This is a genomic window from Pseudoalteromonas sp. SaAl2 (assembly GCF_052947895.1).
Genome location: NZ_CM129605.1, coordinates 2,060,752 through 2,076,739 on the forward strand (window position 1 = coordinate 2,060,752; position 15,988 = coordinate 2,076,739).

At 38.8% G+C, this 15,988-nt stretch carries 14 protein-coding genes and 2 pseudogenes; 4 read left to right on the forward strand and 12 right to left on the reverse strand.

Annotated elements, in window-relative coordinates; all coding sequences use genetic code 11:
- Nucleotides 1-36 precede the first annotated feature (36 nt).
- Together ACU8V8_RS09965 and ACU8V8_RS09970 are read left to right on the forward strand one after the other, a co-directional pair.
- Nucleotides 37-1,011 (forward strand): DUF1852 domain-containing protein, encoded by a 975-nt coding sequence (locus tag ACU8V8_RS09965; RefSeq protein ID WP_446887358.1) that lies wholly within the window; start codon nt 37-39, stop codon nt 1,009-1,011.
- 59 nt (nt 1,012-1,070) lie between these two features.
- Nucleotides 1,071-2,150 carry a methionine synthase gene (locus ACU8V8_RS09970; protein WP_446887359.1) on the forward strand — a complete coding sequence of 360 codons (1,080 nt, stop codon included), beginning with the start codon at nt 1,071-1,073 and terminating at the stop codon, nt 2,148-2,150.
- Nucleotides 2,151-2,411: 261 nt separating this feature from the next.
- On the opposite strand, the gene ACU8V8_RS09975 is transcribed toward ACU8V8_RS09970, so the two are convergent.
- Nucleotides 2,412-2,912, reverse strand: a complete 501-nt coding sequence (locus tag ACU8V8_RS09975; RefSeq protein WP_446887360.1) for a deiodinase-like protein — start codon at nt 2,910-2,912, stop codon at nt 2,412-2,414.
- A gap of 107 nt (nt 2,913-3,019) precedes the next feature.
- Entirely contained in the window at nt 3,020-4,030 is a 1,011-nt protein-coding gene (locus ACU8V8_RS09980; RefSeq protein ID WP_446887361.1) for an alpha/beta fold hydrolase, read from the reverse strand.
- A gap of 234 nt (nt 4,031-4,264) precedes the next feature.
- Between ACU8V8_RS09980 and ACU8V8_RS09985 the strand changes: the two genes are divergently transcribed.
- Nucleotides 4,265-6,463, forward strand: coding sequence for a TonB-dependent siderophore receptor (locus ACU8V8_RS09985; RefSeq protein ID WP_446887362.1), 2,199 nt, complete (start codon nt 4,265-4,267; stop codon nt 6,461-6,463).
- 59 nt (nt 6,464-6,522) lie between these two features.
- Here ACU8V8_RS09985 and ACU8V8_RS09990 read toward each other — a convergent pair whose 3' ends face one another.
- The 8 genes and pseudogenes from ACU8V8_RS09990 to ACU8V8_RS10025 all read right to left on the reverse strand — a co-directional run.
- Nucleotides 6,523-7,701, reverse strand: a complete 1,179-nt coding sequence (locus ACU8V8_RS09990; protein WP_446887363.1) for a polysaccharide lyase family 7 protein — start codon at nt 7,699-7,701, stop codon at nt 6,523-6,525.
- Between the two features lie 647 nt (nt 7,702-8,348).
- Nucleotides 8,349-8,945 carry a methyltransferase domain-containing protein gene (locus ACU8V8_RS09995; RefSeq protein WP_446887364.1) on the reverse strand — a complete coding sequence of 199 codons (597 nt, stop codon included), beginning with the start codon at nt 8,943-8,945 and terminating at the stop codon, nt 8,349-8,351.
- Between the two features lie 55 nt (nt 8,946-9,000).
- A complete protein-coding gene (locus ACU8V8_RS10000; protein ID WP_446887365.1) occupies nt 9,001-9,786 on the reverse strand; it encodes a DUF2071 domain-containing protein in 786 nt (261 codons plus the stop codon).
- Between the two features lie 512 nt (nt 9,787-10,298).
- Complete coding sequence (locus tag ACU8V8_RS10005; protein WP_446887366.1) at nt 10,299-10,535, reverse strand: hypothetical protein; 237 nt, start codon at nt 10,533-10,535, stop codon at nt 10,299-10,301.
- Between the two features lie 716 nt (nt 10,536-11,251).
- Nucleotides 11,252-11,668 carry a hypothetical protein gene (locus ACU8V8_RS10010; protein ID WP_446887367.1) on the reverse strand — a complete coding sequence of 139 codons (417 nt, stop codon included), beginning with the start codon at nt 11,666-11,668 and terminating at the stop codon, nt 11,252-11,254.
- Between the two features lie 491 nt (nt 11,669-12,159).
- Nucleotides 12,160-12,600, reverse strand: a complete 441-nt coding sequence (locus ACU8V8_RS10015) for an IS1595 family transposase (protein ID WP_446887368.1) — start codon at nt 12,598-12,600, stop codon at nt 12,160-12,162.
- A 175-nt stretch (nt 12,601-12,775) separates the two neighbouring features.
- A complete protein-coding gene (locus ACU8V8_RS10020) occupies nt 12,776-13,750 on the reverse strand; it encodes a transposase (protein WP_446887369.1) in 975 nt (324 codons plus the stop codon).
- Nucleotides 13,751-13,864: 114 nt separating this feature from the next.
- Nucleotides 13,865-14,106, reverse strand: a pseudogene (locus tag ACU8V8_RS10025) (hypothetical protein); the annotation flags it as partial.
- 30 nt (nt 14,107-14,136) lie between these two features.
- On the opposite strand from ACU8V8_RS10025, the pseudogene ACU8V8_RS10030 reads away from it, so the two are divergent.
- Nucleotides 14,137-14,415 (forward strand): annotated as a pseudogene (locus ACU8V8_RS10030) (hypothetical protein); the annotation flags it as partial.
- A gap of 89 nt (nt 14,416-14,504) precedes the next feature.
- Here ACU8V8_RS10030 and ACU8V8_RS10035 read toward each other — a convergent pair.
- Nucleotides 14,505-14,966 (reverse strand): S41 family peptidase, encoded by a 462-nt coding sequence (locus ACU8V8_RS10035; protein ID WP_446887370.1) that lies wholly within the window; start codon nt 14,964-14,966, stop codon nt 14,505-14,507.
- Between the two features lie 468 nt (nt 14,967-15,434).
- Nucleotides 15,435-15,725, reverse strand: coding sequence for a hypothetical protein (locus ACU8V8_RS10040; RefSeq protein WP_446887371.1), 291 nt, complete (start codon nt 15,723-15,725; stop codon nt 15,435-15,437).
- Nucleotides 15,726-15,988 lie beyond the last annotated feature (263 nt).

The window sequence follows — 15,988 nt, forward strand, 5'->3', positions numbered from 1 at the left end:
TAACCCAAGTTTTAAACCAGATTGGATACCGCAGCAATGAATACAAATTTCACATTTACAGTTAAGAGTGTTTGCCTTGATGAAAACTACCACCCATCTAACAGCACACGTATCACCACCAACTTTGCTAATTTAGCAAGAGGTAGTTACCGTCAGCAGAACCTTCGTAACGCGTTAAAGATGATCGACAACAGCTTTAACGCTCTTGCTCATTGGGATAACCCCCAAGGCGACCGCTATACAGTTGAACTTGAAATTGTATCTGTCGATATGGATGTTCAAGGGAGTGCGGAGAGCTTTCCATCAATCGAGGTTTTAAAAACGAATATCGTGGATCATAAAACCAATAAACGTATTGAGGGCATTGTAGGCAATAACTTTTCTTCATATGTACGTGATTATGATTTTAGCGTATTGCTGCCAGCTCATAACAAAGGAAAAACAACATTCAGTATTCCTGATAATTTTGGTGAGCTACACGGAAAGCTATTTCAATACTTTGTTAACTCAGAAACCTATAAACAGCACTTTAAAAAGCCACCTGTGATATGCCTTAGTGTATCTGATAATAAAACCTATCATCGCAGTGAAAATCAGCACCCTGTTTTAGGCGTTGAATATCACCCAAATGAATCCTCGTTAACTGAGCAGTACTTCAAAAAAATGGGGCTACAGGTACGCTACTTTATGCCGCCAAACAGTGTTGCGCCTTTAGCATTTTACTTTTTTGGTGATTTACTCAATGACTACACGCACCTAGAGCTAATAGGCACAATCAGTACGATGGAAACCTTTCAAAAAATCTATCGACCTGAGATCTATAACGCCAATGCGGTTGCTGGAAAATGCTATCAACCTAATTTAAAAAACCTTGATCACTCATTAACACAAATTGTTTATGACCGAGAAGAGCGCAGCCAGTTAGCGAGTGAGCAAGGTAAGTTTGCTGAGCAACACTTTATAAAGCCATATCAGAATGTGCTTGAGCAATGGTCTCAAAATTACGCCTAGGTGCAGCACTAAGAACGGCAAAATTTAAAAATTAACTAAATAGATGGCTCAATTTTATTATGAACACAGTTAACAGCAAAATACTCTTACCCACTTCAACTGCTGGCAGTTTACCTAAACCTGTCTGGCTTGCAGAGCCTGAAAAACTTTGGTCTCCTTGGAAACTGCAAGACGAACAACTCATTGAAGGTAAACAGGATGCACTGCGAGTGTCATTACAAGAGCAAAATCAAGCGGGTATTGATATTGTCAGTGATGGCGAACAAACACGTCAGCATTTCGTTACCACATTTATTGAGCACCTTAATGGTGTTGACTTTGAAAAGCGAAAAACAGTTAAAATTCGTGATCGTTACGATGCCAGTGTGCCAAGTGTTATAGGCCCGGTTTCACGACAAAAACCAGTGTTTGTTGAGGATGCTAAGTTCTTACGCCAGCAAACAGACAAACCAATTAAATGGGCATTGCCTGGGCCAATGACCATGATAGACACCCTCTATGATGATCATTATAAGAGTCGCGAACAGCTGGCATGGGAGTTTGCCAAAATACTCAATCAAGAAGCGAAAGAGCTGGAAGCCGCGGGCGTTGATATTATTCAATTTGATGAGCCCGCATTCAATGTTTTTTTTGATGAAGTAAACGATTGGGGCATTGCCACTTTAGAAAGAGCAATTGAAGGCCTTAAATGTGAAACAGCTGTGCATATTTGTTACGGCTATGGCATTAAAGCGAACACTGACTGGAAGAAAACGTTGGGCACCGAGTGGCGACAGTACGAGGAAGCCTTTCCTAAGCTGCAAAAGTCCAATATCGACATCATCTCATTAGAATGTCATAACTCTCATGTTCCTATGGAGTTACTTGAATTAATACGTGGTAAAAAAGTAATGGTGGGCGCAATTGACGTTGCAACCAATACCATCGAAACTGCTGAAGAAGTTGCAAACACCCTAAGAAAGGCATTGCAATTTGTTGATGCAGATAAACTCTACCCATGTACAAACTGTGGCATGGCTCCCCTGCCTCGCTCTGTAGCGAGAGGTAAGCTAAATGCACTCAGAGAAGGGGCAAATATTATACGTAAAGAGCTTTCGTTAAAAAGCAACCCAAAACAGATTTGTGCGCAAGGCGCATAAAAACCAAACTGTACCGTGAGGCATGACCTTGCGTCTCGCGGTACAGTTCAACACCTTTTATCTGGCGAAACAGTTTTTGTTAAATTAAAGAAAAGTAATACATTTCTTTTAATTACATTTTTCCATATCAAGGTTGGTAGCCCCAGCAAAAAATCTTTGATCGCACCTTGACCACTTCGCTTCAACGTTTTTAAGGCTATTGTAGGTTTCACTGGCAAAAAGTAACTCTTCGAATTAGCGGGCTTACCACTTAAAAGTCGATTAAGTGCTTTTTTTTGTAGCCGACACATTATTCCAATCACTTCTATACACAATACAACCATTACGATTAATAATGAATACGGCATTCGGGTAACCACCATAAGCATCATGCGCAGTTCCTTTAATGTCATCAATAAGGATAGATCTTGTTTCTTGATCATTTTTTAGTGCTATCGCACAGCTAAATTTCTCTGCTGCCGATTTATGTGAAGGTATATTACTTCCAGGGTGCGCTTCTCTTACGTACAAAACTGAAAAATTAACCGTGGGAAATAAACTAACTAAATTTGCCATCCCCTCTCGTCGCCCTTGAAATAACGGGCATGTAATACTGCCAAGCTCAAGCACCAAAAACTCGTTAGAAAAATCAAGTAAGTGGACGGTTTGTCCATCCGTGTTCGTTAATGTAAAATCCATGGCTTTTTCACCAATATCTGGCCCGTAAAAATTATCTAAATCATAGTTTTTACTTGTAAACTCATCATAATTATAATTTTTCATAGGTTAAATCTCGCAACTTGATAGGAGGCGGCACTGATTGCATAGAACCCAGACACACTGAACAATGGCCTTGCTCAGCTAATTAAAACAAGTATAGGGCAAAAATATTACTGTGATAAAAATTCTAATACCGCACGATTTACATATTCTGCTCGATCAACGGTTAAAAAGTGTCCCGCACTTTGAACTTGCTCAGCCTGAACTGATTTCAACATTTTTCTTGCCCGATCAAGGCTACCTTGATTGTTCATTATGTCATTATCACCAATCATAACTAATGTTGGTAAGGTTATTTGCTGTAACTGTTGATCTGAAAACGGTCGCATCTCAGTAATTAAATCGGGTATTGGGTCGTTATCCAGTGCCGCTACGTATTGATCAAGATAGACAGCGTTAATCTTATGTGCATTGCTCGACAAACTTTGTAAGCTCTCTCGCACTGTATCCCGCTCAGGATTTAGCGTAAACAGAATGCTCGACAGTAGATCACCGCTAAATTCAATCCAACCAAAGGTTTGCGCTGGGCTAAGTAATACCAAGCTAGCTATACGTGAAGATTCTCTATTTGACTCAGCTATAGCAATCGCTGTTGCCTGCCATCCACCGCGAGAAGCACCAACTAAATGGATTGAATCTAACCCCATAAGGTTAAACAATTCTTGATACCAGCTCACTACCTGCGTCATGTCCGTAATATCAGTATTGGCAAGCGAACCACCGGAGCCAAGTAAATCATCAATGGCATACACCCGATAATGCTCTGCCAATGCTGTTATATTGGGATACCACATGGCCGAGTTTGCCTGCATACCATGTAATAATACAACTGGTTCAGCATCTATAGGCCCCGCGACAACAACTCGAGCTTGACCAAGTGAAGTAGGAATACTTAACTCGCGATAGTCAATAGACCATAAACTCAAAGCACGTTGATAAAGTTGCTCATGAGATAATCCATTAGCCGATTGCTGCTGTAACTGAGCATTTTGTGTATGGCGATCAGGGAGTAAATAAGCCTGCTGCTCAGCAGACACCTCAACTTTATCGTAAAATTTATCACAGCCGCTCAATAATATTAGTGTGCTAAATATCGCAAACATACATCTGCAAAATCCCATCTGTACTCCTATATTCGCAAATATTTAGGTACTCTAAACTACTACACCTTCTATTAACGAACACTTACTGCTACCTAAGTTTACCCTTAACTATTTCATTATAGTCATCAATGTCATAGCTGTTTATTTATCTTTCTTACCCTTTTTGCGGAATCTTCGATTGACTCATAGACCACAAACCATAATAATGCAAATAGTTATCATTAATGTAGCCTTTTAAGGGAAAATAGACAGATGAGCTTTAACAAAAAACACAGCTTGCAAAACACATCAACGACATCAGCTCCCTGTTTTAAAAAAAATCGATATTCTATAGCCTTAGCTGTCACTGCTGCTCTTTATGGGCAAGCACTTTGGGCGCAAGAAGCTAAAGATATAAGCAAAGACAACCAAGATATAGAAATTATAGAGGTAAAAAGCTCACCTTTTTCAAGTCAAAATCCTACTAGAATACCACTGTCAGCCAAAGAGCTACCACAGTCTGTTACGAGTATTTCGCGCGAACTGATGGATTTAAGCGGCATTACTGACATGAACGACATAATGCTGAATGTGCCAGGTGTCAATGTCACAAAATATGATAGTCAGCGCCCGCTCTACTTTGCTCGTGGATTTCAAATTACCGACTTCCAAGTAGATGGTATTCCAACTTATAGTGGCTCAACTAATCAAGAATACGACACCTCACTCTATCAACAAGTCGAAGTGATCCGTGGTGCCAATGGCTTATTAAGTGGCGTTGGTTCACCTTCGGCTACGGTTAATATGATACGAAAACGCCCAAAACAAGAGTTCGACGCCTCTATATCCGCAGGCATTGGCTCATGGGATCGACGCCGTGGTGTCGCAGATATTTCTTTACCACTAACCGAAGATGGCAGCGTTAGAAGCCGGCTCGTCGTTGCATATCAAGATTCTGATAGTTATCTTGAGCGTTATCAAGAAGACAAATTAGCCATGATGGGCATTATTGAAGCCGACATTAGCCAAAACACAACAGTATCTCTGGGTTATCAAAACCAAGATAATAACCCCGAGGGCAGTACATGGGGTACCATTCCCATTTTTGCCAGTGATGGTAACGAAGCAAACTTACCCGTTACTACCAGCTATGCGCCAAAGTGGGCTAAATGGCAACGAGAATCATCGACTGTATTTGCTGATATAAACCACCATTTCAACGACTATTGGCAACTACGAGCAGCACTAAACCACACCGAGGGTGAGGTTGAAAGTTTACGTGTTTATGCTTCTGGTCTTCCTGATCGAGACACTGGCGAAGGGGTATTCTTGCGAGGTGCAGTAGGTTCCACTGAGGACACGCGTGACAGTCTAGATTTATACCTGACGGGCAGTTACAGCCTATTTGAGCGCGAACATGAACTTATGTTCGGTCTTAATATTAGCCAACATGAATCAACAAGCTTAGGCTACTCCTCGCTATCTGACTGGTCTTACAATGTACCAAATGCATGGGATTATGATGGTGAAGCCCCTAAACCCAGCTATACTAGCACTGGGGCGTACCGAACAAGTCAAACAGATCAGTATGGCTTTTATGCAGCAACGCGCTTTCGGGTAACCGAGACCTTATCATTCGTCGGGGGCGCACGGGTTACCTCCTGGGAAACAGGCACCGACAATTATGATACTGACTCAGCTTATACCAATACGACTGGTGACTATAAAGTAAGTAACGAAATTACCCCCTACGTAGGTGTTGTTTATGATCTGACACCAGCAACAAGCCTTTATACAAGCTACACAGATATTTTTACACCACAAAATTACAAGGATAAAAATAATAACTTGCTTGCACCCGTACTCGGTAGCAACTTAGAAGCAGGTATTAAAAGTGAATTTTATAATGGTCAACTTATGGCAACCTTCGCCATATTTAATACCAAACAAGACAATTACGGTGTTCGAGATCTAACTCAACCAGATTACTCATTACCAGACGGAAGCTCTGCTTATAAAGGTGTTGATGGCACAGAGAGTAAAGGGGTTGAAATTAGTTTAAGTGGTCGCATTAGCAATGAATGGCAGATAAATGCTGGATATACCTATGTTGACACCACTCGTAATGAAAACGACCGCATTTGGACCAACTTGCCAGAGCACTCTGTTCAGCTTTCCACGCATTATCAATTCACAGGATCGTTAGAGAAATTAAATATAGGTGGTGGCATTAATTGGCAAAGTGAAATCACTGGGTATGGCGTGAATCACCCACTCGAAAGTGAAGGAGTAACTTACCAACAAGGTGCTTACATGCTGGTTAACTTATACGCTAACTGGCGCTTTAATAACGCATGGAATGCAACACTAAGTGCAACCAATATAACTGACGAAAAATATTGGGCTAATATTGATTTTGCCAACTACGGTGAGCCTCAAAATATCGACTTTACAATTAAATGGACGTATTAACTCATAAGCCATAATAAATACCACGCGATTTTATAATCGCGTGGTATTTATCAACAAAGTTAGTTTGTTACTCGAGTGTAGGTAACATTCGTCATTGTTACTTTAGAAGCAGTGATCCCTAAATCTTCAAAGCACTCTTTAAATGAATTTGAATTACCTGATTCACCACAATCATCTAATGTCGATGTATCTTGTGATTGTAAATAATTACCAAACTTGAAGTAAGAGGCTGAGTCATCTTCAACAGGGATGCCAAAACTAGACCCTAAAGCAGACACATCAACGTCACCATAATTATTCACGACTCTCAAATCAAACGACCCACCGCTGGTGATCGTACCTAACGCATATTTTTCTTCGTTACCGCTGGTGTTACGCAAACGAACATACACATCAAAAACACCATTACCCGCAACGCTGTCATCAAATCCAGACTCTGCTGAGTCAGACACATAGACCTTCATTATTGTGCCTGTATCACTCGCGTGATGCTGAGCAATAATCGTTTTACCACCATCGGACATGTCTACTTTAACGCTCGCTTCAAACACTTCATAAGTATCAGTCATTGCAACACGCAAACTTGATTTAACTTTATACTCATGGCGCCAACCGTTACCATTTGGCGTAATATGCTGAGCTTCAAGCGGTACAAATACAAGCGTACTGTCATTAACTAGTGGATTTGGATCATTCCCTTCAAGGTCAAAGATGCTACCACTTGTAATGCTGCTAGGGATCGTTGTACCGTCGCCACTATCTCCATCATCACCTCCACCAGCAGAACCTCCGCCGCCATTCGACTCCACCAGTGAAAAGTTGTCGAAACGAACATCACTCGAGTTATTATCATGCTTTGCAAATACTTGCAGAGAGTCAGTATTTGCTGAAGTAAATGTTCTTGAAACTTTAGTCCAAGATGAAACATCAAACTTTTTATTTTTAAATAACCCATTAAGATCATTAATACCAATTTGACCTTTACCTAAAACATAAGCACTTAGGGTATATTCAGTATTTCTCTGTACATCAACGACTTGATGTACGCGCCCTGGACTTCCTTGAATTTTTAACGATTGAGACCCTTGATAGGCATCTCCAGATATTGCAGCAGGATCCACTTCCTGCCAATCACTCCAACCATTCTCAAATCCTGAGTTATTAATAGTTGCCGCTTGCGCAACAGTTGAACATGCAGCCAATACCGATAACATAAGTAGGTTTTGTTTCATAAACATTATCTTTATTTCTCCTAATAAATACATAAAGAAACCCTAACAATCTGGTTAAACTCTTATCATTAACCTAGGAAATCCACAGTAAGATTTAATTGTGTGTAGTAATTGGTAACCAAAAAATCACGTAAAAAAATTAAATACGACATGATGAAAGTTACCAATTTAATACCAGCGGTCAATCAGCTAGTGAACGAAATGCATATTCACTGTTAATTATTTGCAACACCTATAAAACCAATAAATAAGGTTGATTCTTATTTTTGTTACACCTGTTAACAAAATATAAAATCAAATTTATCAACAAAATAAGTTTTATTTCTTTCTTTATGCATATTTTTAGTTTCATAAAAAATCATCAAAAAGAACCAGAAACAATAATTTTTTACTAGCCTTAATTGGTAAACCAATTCTAAAAATAAATTGTAATCAGGCTAATTTTTTTGCATTTTTTATTTTTAAAAATGAAAACCAGCTGAAACAGGATTAAATTGGGTGACCAATCACCTCTGAAATTAAAGTGTTTTTAGTGTAAGAAGTGAGTTGCTTTTTTAAAGGAAGGCAAACATTATAAAATAGAAGTAACCCGTTGTGATGATAAGTAGTGAGGTACAGCATTAAGCTGTTAAAAGGCTCGCTTGGATTAGTTGTTACACACGTTTCATCGCGACTACAGAATAAGTGTGCCAATGCTTTATTCTGCCTAACGAGGTCTTCGCTGTTTCATCACGCTCGGAGAAACTTACAATCTCGAAATCAGAGAATAAAGCCCTTACTTGTAGTTCTGACAAAGGTGTTGTTGGGCTACGGTAATTGTCAGCCCAAGTGTCTTTGAACCCCATAAAATCACCAGCAAACACACCACCAGCTTGAATAGAAGAGTTAATTCGGCTCCATGTTGCTGCAAATCGACTCGGATCAGCAAAGAAAAAACTTGAGTTGGCAATTACTACACTAGATTTTGGGTAAACGAAATCCTCAAATGAACACTCAACTATTTCTATCGATGGCTTAGCAGCAAATCTATCTCTACAAATGGCGACAGAGTCAGGGTTAATATCAAGACCAACAACTTGAAAACCCTGTTGATCTAAGTATTGGATATCACTACCTGTACCACAGCCACAATCTATTGCGGCTTTAAAACTAGATTTATTGAGCCGAATTGCAAATTCAGTACGTTTTGAGTGTGGCCGTGATAACGCTCTTTCGTAATATTGACGCCAGACTTCACTGTTTTCATCCATAAATTTAGATACTCAATATTAATTTAAAACGCTACCCGCAACGGGGAATATACTCTTATCCCACTACTTTGGGCGGTAAATAAATAGTGAATTCATTTATCGGCTCAATTAGTACACTATGTGGTAGTTGTTGTTCTTTTTCAGTAACTAAACCTAAGCGAGATAATAAACCAAAACGAGCAGACTTTACGTTTGCAGAAGCTACTTCTAATTGCTTGTGCCACACCCTGTAAGTACCTAGCTTCCCATCACGACGATAATAAAAGCCAGCTAATGGATGCGTTAAATACACAAGCCCCGTTTGCGTATCAGGGAATCCCAACAATTCAATTTTTGCATCTTTGCTCTGTGTTAGTTCGACGCTTACAGGAGCCCAGGCAGCTTCTGTCGTCATTTTATATTTACGGTATATTTGTTCTGTTTCATCAAACTCACAATCAAACTTAACTTTACCTGGGTACCAAGGTAAATTCCAAAGTAACCTGGGTACTGCAATCGTCCATGAATCTAACGTGGTTCCCAAAAACCAAACACAGCGTTCATTGGTTTGCTTATCTATTATATAGATCCGGTAATTAGTTTGCCCCATAGTAAATTTAGGAAATGGATAAACTGCGGAAGTAAAATCAACATCAATAAATGGCACGACTGAAATAAGCGCTTTTTCTTCACCGTTGATTTGTAAGGTGTCTAACTTAAAACGTGCAGGAAACATCCCATCGAACCTTGAAGGGTCTACTGCATAAGTGATGATTGCAAAATGTTGCAACTTACATAAAACATCAATCCCTTTAGGAGGAGGTCTCGAGTGAAGAAAATCGCTAAACTTGAGTGTATTCAATGCGAATCATCCTTAAATAGTACGAGCCTACAAAGTTACTCGTTTCAATAGGAGTTATTAATAGCTTAACCATAACTTAGTTCCTATTTTGGTTCAATTTATAACAGCTCTTTTTGCAAGAGATCTTTCACTGAATTACCCACAAAGATGTTACCAATAAGGTGAACCTGATTATATGCCTGTAGGCCTAAGTCATTTACCTGTTTAGGTTAACCGATGAATGTCTCGGCTCAGGCATCTTGCTTCACTCTACCTTCTAAATCCATTTAGTCGTAGTGCCCCAGTAAGCTCAAAGGATATGGGAAAAGCCTGGCTGCGATGAGATCGCAATAAGAGATTACTGCGTAACGCGCCATGTGTTTGCTGTAAGCTACTTGCTTAACAGCCGCATCGACAGACGAAGTAAATGAATTTGCTTATTGAATTAGAGTTGATTTGGAATTGACCGTCACTGAATAAAAACGGTCAAATAAAATACTAGTGCCTATTGATAGAGTTAAGGCTCATATGTGTTAGATGTTTTTATTACTTTTGTCTGGAATATCTTTGCATAAGGCACACTCTATACCTTTACGTGATTGATATAACCTAGAACCAATAAAAATTGCTGTTGTGATAAAAGACCAAGTAAGAGCAAAAATTAATGACTCTTGAATCGAGTGTTGTTTAAGTAACTCAACTATAAAGAGTAAAGCTGCTACCCCAAGAAATACTTTTAATACTCTAACGAACCAAAATTTAAATCCCACACTCACTCCAAACTTGAGAAACACCTAACGAGCCTGTAGAAATACTCGTTTTTAATTTATTTTTATTGATGTATTAACCATAGCCGAGTTCCTTTTTTGATTCTGCAGATTCAATTTGTTACGTCGATTTTACGTAAAATATAAAAAGAGGATTTGCTGTTGCTTTAATTGGCGCCTTGGAAGGAATGAAGTGAATGCATGCACTTTCCTTTGTCCGCGTAAGGCTAACTTGCTCATGCCTTTATTGACTGTAATATTCCGCTGTTTATTTAAAGGAAAGCAGGCTCTATACAGCCTAGTCGTTTGCCATTCCTTAAGTAAAAAGCTGCCGTATCCCCATTGGACTGTCTATATTAACTTTGATTTTTTATAGCTGACGGTGGATTTAGATCGTTGGATCCGTCGTAGAATAAGAATGTGCTACTGGCACAATAGCGCTCTTTATAAAGTTATAGCCCGCACTAAAATACGCAGTTTAATGAAATTGGGTGTTAGCGAATCAGTACCAAAAGTAGGCGCTTGTCGAAGCTCAAAAACAAAAGGAATTAACATTGCGCTAGGCAATAACTACTTAACTTCACAAGGTTTAGCGTCATTGAGGGATATTTGGATCAATATTCATTACGGGAGGTGAACCGCCCATTGCACTTCCTGTTAATAAAAAGCGCATGATGGGTGGTGTGGGAGCTGGAGGTTAGAGACCTCCGGCTACCCGATTATATAGCACTTGCCTGCTTAGTCCTGCGAGCTAAAAAGTAAAAGCACACAGCTAACAACAGATAACGCGGCAGCGTTGTAATGATGTTGTTGAGCATCTGAGGCTGTGATTGCACGACAAAATACAGCTGCAAGAGTACTAAAGGCGCGAGCAACAACGCATAAAAAGTGAAATCTGGCTTGCTGATTACCAGCTTACTGGCGAAAGCTACCACTAAAAATGCTGCTGCCAGCGGCACCGCAATGGTGAACAAGTCGACCAGAGTGAATGCAAGTAAGCCTGATACTTGTGCAACAGGTTTTAGAATGTCAGCTGGTATGGCTACGGCAGCACCAATACCTGCAATAACTATTGATGCATAAGCCAGCGCAATACCTAAAATGACGGCGATTACTCGATTTTTGGTTTGATCCATCTATTTACTCCTTGTATGCCTAACGAGCCTGTAGAATAACCCGTTTATCATTTATTTTTATTGATGCATTAACCATAGCCGAGTTCCTATTTTTATTCAATTAGTTACTTCGATTTTACGTAAAATATAAAAAGAGAATTTGCTGTTGCTTTGATCGGACTTATAGCGTGGGTTACAGGTCTTTGAGTGGCTTATTTAAGGTGATAAGGACTTACCCTTCTTAATGCATCGTGTTTTCACATATCGATATTAGCCTTCAAGTTCATCCTCATTTACTTCTCATTCACTTCTCTTTGTGCAAAAGATCTTCAATTGAATTATTCACAAAGAGGTTCAGAGACGCTGCGCTTAAGAGTAATACAGATTCTAGGCCCAGATGTATTCACTCAGTCGAAATACTATTACCTAACAGCCACGCTTATCAACTAACGGTAGATTTAGATCACTGAATCTGTAGGGCTATGTTGTAGTTGAGTGTGGGTATTGAAAATTCATATCATAATGTCTCTTTTTATCCATGTTTGATCTGAATACTCAGTGTTATCTTCCATAAACCTAAACCAGCTTAAATAATTCTCAATGTAGTCTGTACCAATGCCATTAAAACGTCTTAACCATGCCTTCCATCGCATCATATAATTATTAAGTGTTTGGATATGGTAAATACCTTCTACCACTCTTTGGTTATCCAACCCAATCAAACGTTTATGGTCAATATCGAGTTCTTTAGCAATACCTTTATACGATAAGTTTCCATCAGTACAAAGCACTGAGCCTGATGATAATAAAGGCTTCAATTGTGCTTGAATATTTTCTTTTGTATTTCGTTTTAAAACCTTGTGAGATATAGCACCACTACGATCAAGAGCAATGAAAATAGGAACTTTTTCGATTTTTCCACCACCACGTTGGACAACTACAATGACACCCACTTTAAATTATTCAAATAGCACTACAAAATTAAAATTTAAATGCTGAATGTACGCACATATCACTTTGTGAAACTAGCTTATGTTTCAAAATAAGTGAGTTTCGTTGTAAAACTTAAATAACAGACATGAGAATACCTGCGTTATGCAGTGAAAGTACTTCTATGGGGATTTCGCTCTATCCGAATAACTTTTCACAGTTACTCATGTTTGTGCGCCGTTTGCGGTTGAGGTTTTCACAATAACTTTCATGTGATGATGCCCTGCCTACAGCACCATGAAACACACGTGTAAATTGAGTGGTTAGTTTTAACCAGTTTTCTGGGGATATATTTAATCTTTCTAGTAAAGGAAGACAAGAATTATCAATATGCCCTCGTTTATCCTCCCGTATTATTCGTCCTGTTAACTCAACAAGTTCAAGGTATGATTTAACCTCAAATGGCAGTCCTTTAGGCATTATTTGACGCGACATACCTGCAAAGCGAAATAACTGTTTAGGTTGCTTACCTTCTGTCGCGCTTGTTAAACGTTTTTGAACACTGGTATGGTCAGACTCTTCTAGGGTATTAGCCATTTTCGCTCTAATGGGGTTTAAGTCTACATAGGCCATACATGCTGCAAGTGCTGCTTCGTCTAACAAAGCTTGTGATTTAAAGCGACCTTCCCAAAACCGGCCTGTGCAGTTGTCTTCCTTATTCGCTTTGCGCGCTATATCTTCATTTAGCAACCGCATAAACCAGCTAATGTTTGATAAGCGTTCGCGATACTGTTTGACCGTTTGATTAAAAAAGATGAGCTCTGATTTGCTTAGCTTCTCACCTTGTACGTATTTCTGCGTTAGCAAGGTGCCTTTACACAGTTTATGCCAGCGCATAACAATTGCTTTGTCATTCAACCTGTTTGCTTTTTTATCATCAACATAGAGTACTAAATGGCTGTGGTTACTCATTACGGCATAAGCACACACATCAATACAAAATACCTTGGCTAACTCTAATAGCTTATCTTCAACCCAGCCTCTGCGGTGTTCGTAGGATTGGCCAGTAAAATGATCTTCACCACATAAAAATGCACGCCGAACGCAACGTGAAATACAGTGATAATACTTTGTATCTGCCAAACTTACTTGCCGTTTTCTTGCAGTAGCCATATTTCACCCTGTTTGTTTTTTAGACTAATTAAACTTTAGTAAAAAATTGGCGAAATACAAACTTTAGAATGGGTGTCTTCTTTATTTTTCTTTATTTATAAGGGCTTACCTTTATTAATGTATCGTGTTTTGCAGCTTTTCTATATTATGAACTAAGCAATACAGTTGCCGCAGAATGAAGTGAATGCATTCATTTCGTTTGACCTCGCAAGGTCAATTTATTCATGCCTTTGTTAACTGTAATGTTCCGCTGTTTATTTAAAGGATAGCAGGCTCTATACAGCTAAGTCGTTTGCCATTCCTTAAGGAAAAAGCTGCCGTCGGCCCATTAGACTGTCTATTTTGACTTTGATTTTTTATAGCTGAGGTTAGATTTAAATCATTAGATCCGCCGTAGGATAAGGATGTGCTACTGGCGAAAATGGCGCTCTCTATTAAGGAATAGCCCGTACCAAAGTACGCAGTTTAATGAAATTAGGTGTTAGCGAACGACTCGCCATAGCCTGTGGTATCACCAGCACCAAAAGTAGGCGCTTGCAAGCGAGGGCCCTTGTCGAAGTTCTAAAACAAAAGGAATTAACATTCCGCTGGGCAATGACTATCTAGCATCACAAGGTTTAGCATCATTGAGAGATATTTGGATCAATATTCATTACGGGAGATGAACCGCCCATTGCACTTCCTGTTAATAAAAAGCGCATGATGGGTGGTGTGGGGGCTGGAGGAGACCTCCGGCTACCCGATTATAAGCCGATTAATTCATACCTATATCATCTAATATCCATTTTAATTGAGGATCCTTTTTTGAAATATAGTCATCAATTGATACCCCAATATTAATATCAGGGTATAACGCATCCTTAATATCACTAGTGAAATGATATAGTCGTTTTGAATACGTCACTTCTAAGTTGGAATTGGGTAGAATAAACTGGCCCATATCTTGATACCCTGAAGGTTTGGCTCCTGTAGGTTCACCAATTAATTTTGCGTTCAGTAATTGAGAAAACTGAGCTGCGTTACTCATTGCAGCAGAGAAAGTGACATTATCAATAAGAACATAAACTCCAGATTTCCAATCTATAGTGTCAGCCAGTACGAGAAGTTGAGCCAGCTTTAAACCTACAAAAAAGTCGCCGCCATAATTGTCTCTAAGGTCAATGATTAGCTTTTTAGATTTGTTTTTATTGATGAAAGACAATAAATCTTCACCCAATGATTCCATTTTTGAGATTGATGTATAACGTCGGAATTTAAAATAGACCACTTTTTTATCGTTTAACGACCCAAACCAAAGGTTATCGTTTAGCTTTTCCGAAATCGAAAATATGGAGTTGTTTTGATAGCTGAGTTCGGCTGTGTAATCATTTGTGTAAGATGGTTCTAATTGCTGTTCAATTAGTTCTTTACCTATTGTGAATATAAATCTAGCCTGAAATGTATCGTTTATAATTCCCAGTCCATTTAGTAACTCGGCTTTTGGGATATATTGTGCTGCTCTTACTTGTGTTGAGTATTTGTTTTCAGAAAAAGGGGGTTAGTTGAGAAAATAAATGGTAGATCTCTTCCGCATTCATACCGTTAATTTTCTCAAGTTTCGCACCAAGGAGATGCTTAAATTCCTTGGTGGTTTTAATTACATAAAGCTTTCCATTAAGTACCTTTAATTGAATTGGAAAGCTTTTCAAATTAGCCCCCATAAAGGAAATGATGTATGCCCATCACCAATTTTGTGAGTTAACCTCATCAGTTCAATTAACAACTGATTTTTCGTTAAGGAGGGAAGAGAGTCTTTAAGTTGCGCTACCTCTTCATTAAAGCTTTGCCTAGAAATCGTATGGTAAAGATCTATATGTTTTTCAGACATGTTTTTAGAGTAAAACTCAAGGTCAGCTTTCCAATTTTCAATATCTACATCATTAACACCGTAACAATGGAGTGAAATCATTGATAATAATAGAAGGAGAGATTTCACACGATATTCCTTTAGGCTTATAACAGCGTTTTACCAAGAATACCGATAAACACTCGCGAGTGTTTGCCCTATTCTTCGTAAATACACTTTAAAATTTATAATAATATTATTAACTTACTAACTTATCAGGAAGATGGCAACAAAAATTCGTTCCTCTCATAGCGAGAATTTACTTAATCGAGAATCTACATTTTTACTAAATGAAAACAATCGAATTAAACACCACTAAACTCCATCACTTAATATTATTAAAAAATTTTAGT

Bases quoted from the DNA above. Each gene is read 5' to 3' on its own strand.
- ACU8V8_RS09965 (WP_446887358.1), top strand. From the start codon at position 37: ATGAATACAAATTTCACATTTACAGTTAAGAGTGTTTGCCTTGATGAA.
- ACU8V8_RS09970 (WP_446887359.1), top strand. From the start codon at position 1,071: ATGAACACAGTTAACAGCAAAATACTCTTACCCACTTCAACTGCTGGC.
- ACU8V8_RS09975 (WP_446887360.1), bottom strand. From the start codon at position 2,912: ATGAAAAATTATAATTATGATGAGTTTACAAGTAAAAACTATGATTTA.
- ACU8V8_RS09980 (WP_446887361.1), bottom strand. From the start codon at position 4,030: ATGGGATTTTGCAGATGTATGTTTGCGATATTTAGCACACTAATATTA.
- ACU8V8_RS09985 (WP_446887362.1), top strand. From the start codon at position 4,265: ATGAGCTTTAACAAAAAACACAGCTTGCAAAACACATCAACGACATCA.
- ACU8V8_RS09990 (WP_446887363.1), bottom strand. From the start codon at position 7,701: ATGTTTATGAAACAAAACCTACTTATGTTATCGGTATTGGCTGCATGT.
- ACU8V8_RS09995 (WP_446887364.1), bottom strand. From the start codon at position 8,945: ATGGATGAAAACAGTGAAGTCTGGCGTCAATATTACGAAAGAGCGTTA.
- ACU8V8_RS10010 (WP_446887367.1), bottom strand. From the start codon at position 11,668: ATGGATCAAACCAAAAATCGAGTAATCGCCGTCATTTTAGGTATTGCG.
- ACU8V8_RS10020 (WP_446887369.1), bottom strand. From the start codon at position 13,750: ATGGCTACTGCAAGAAAACGGCAAGTAAGTTTGGCAGATACAAAGTAT.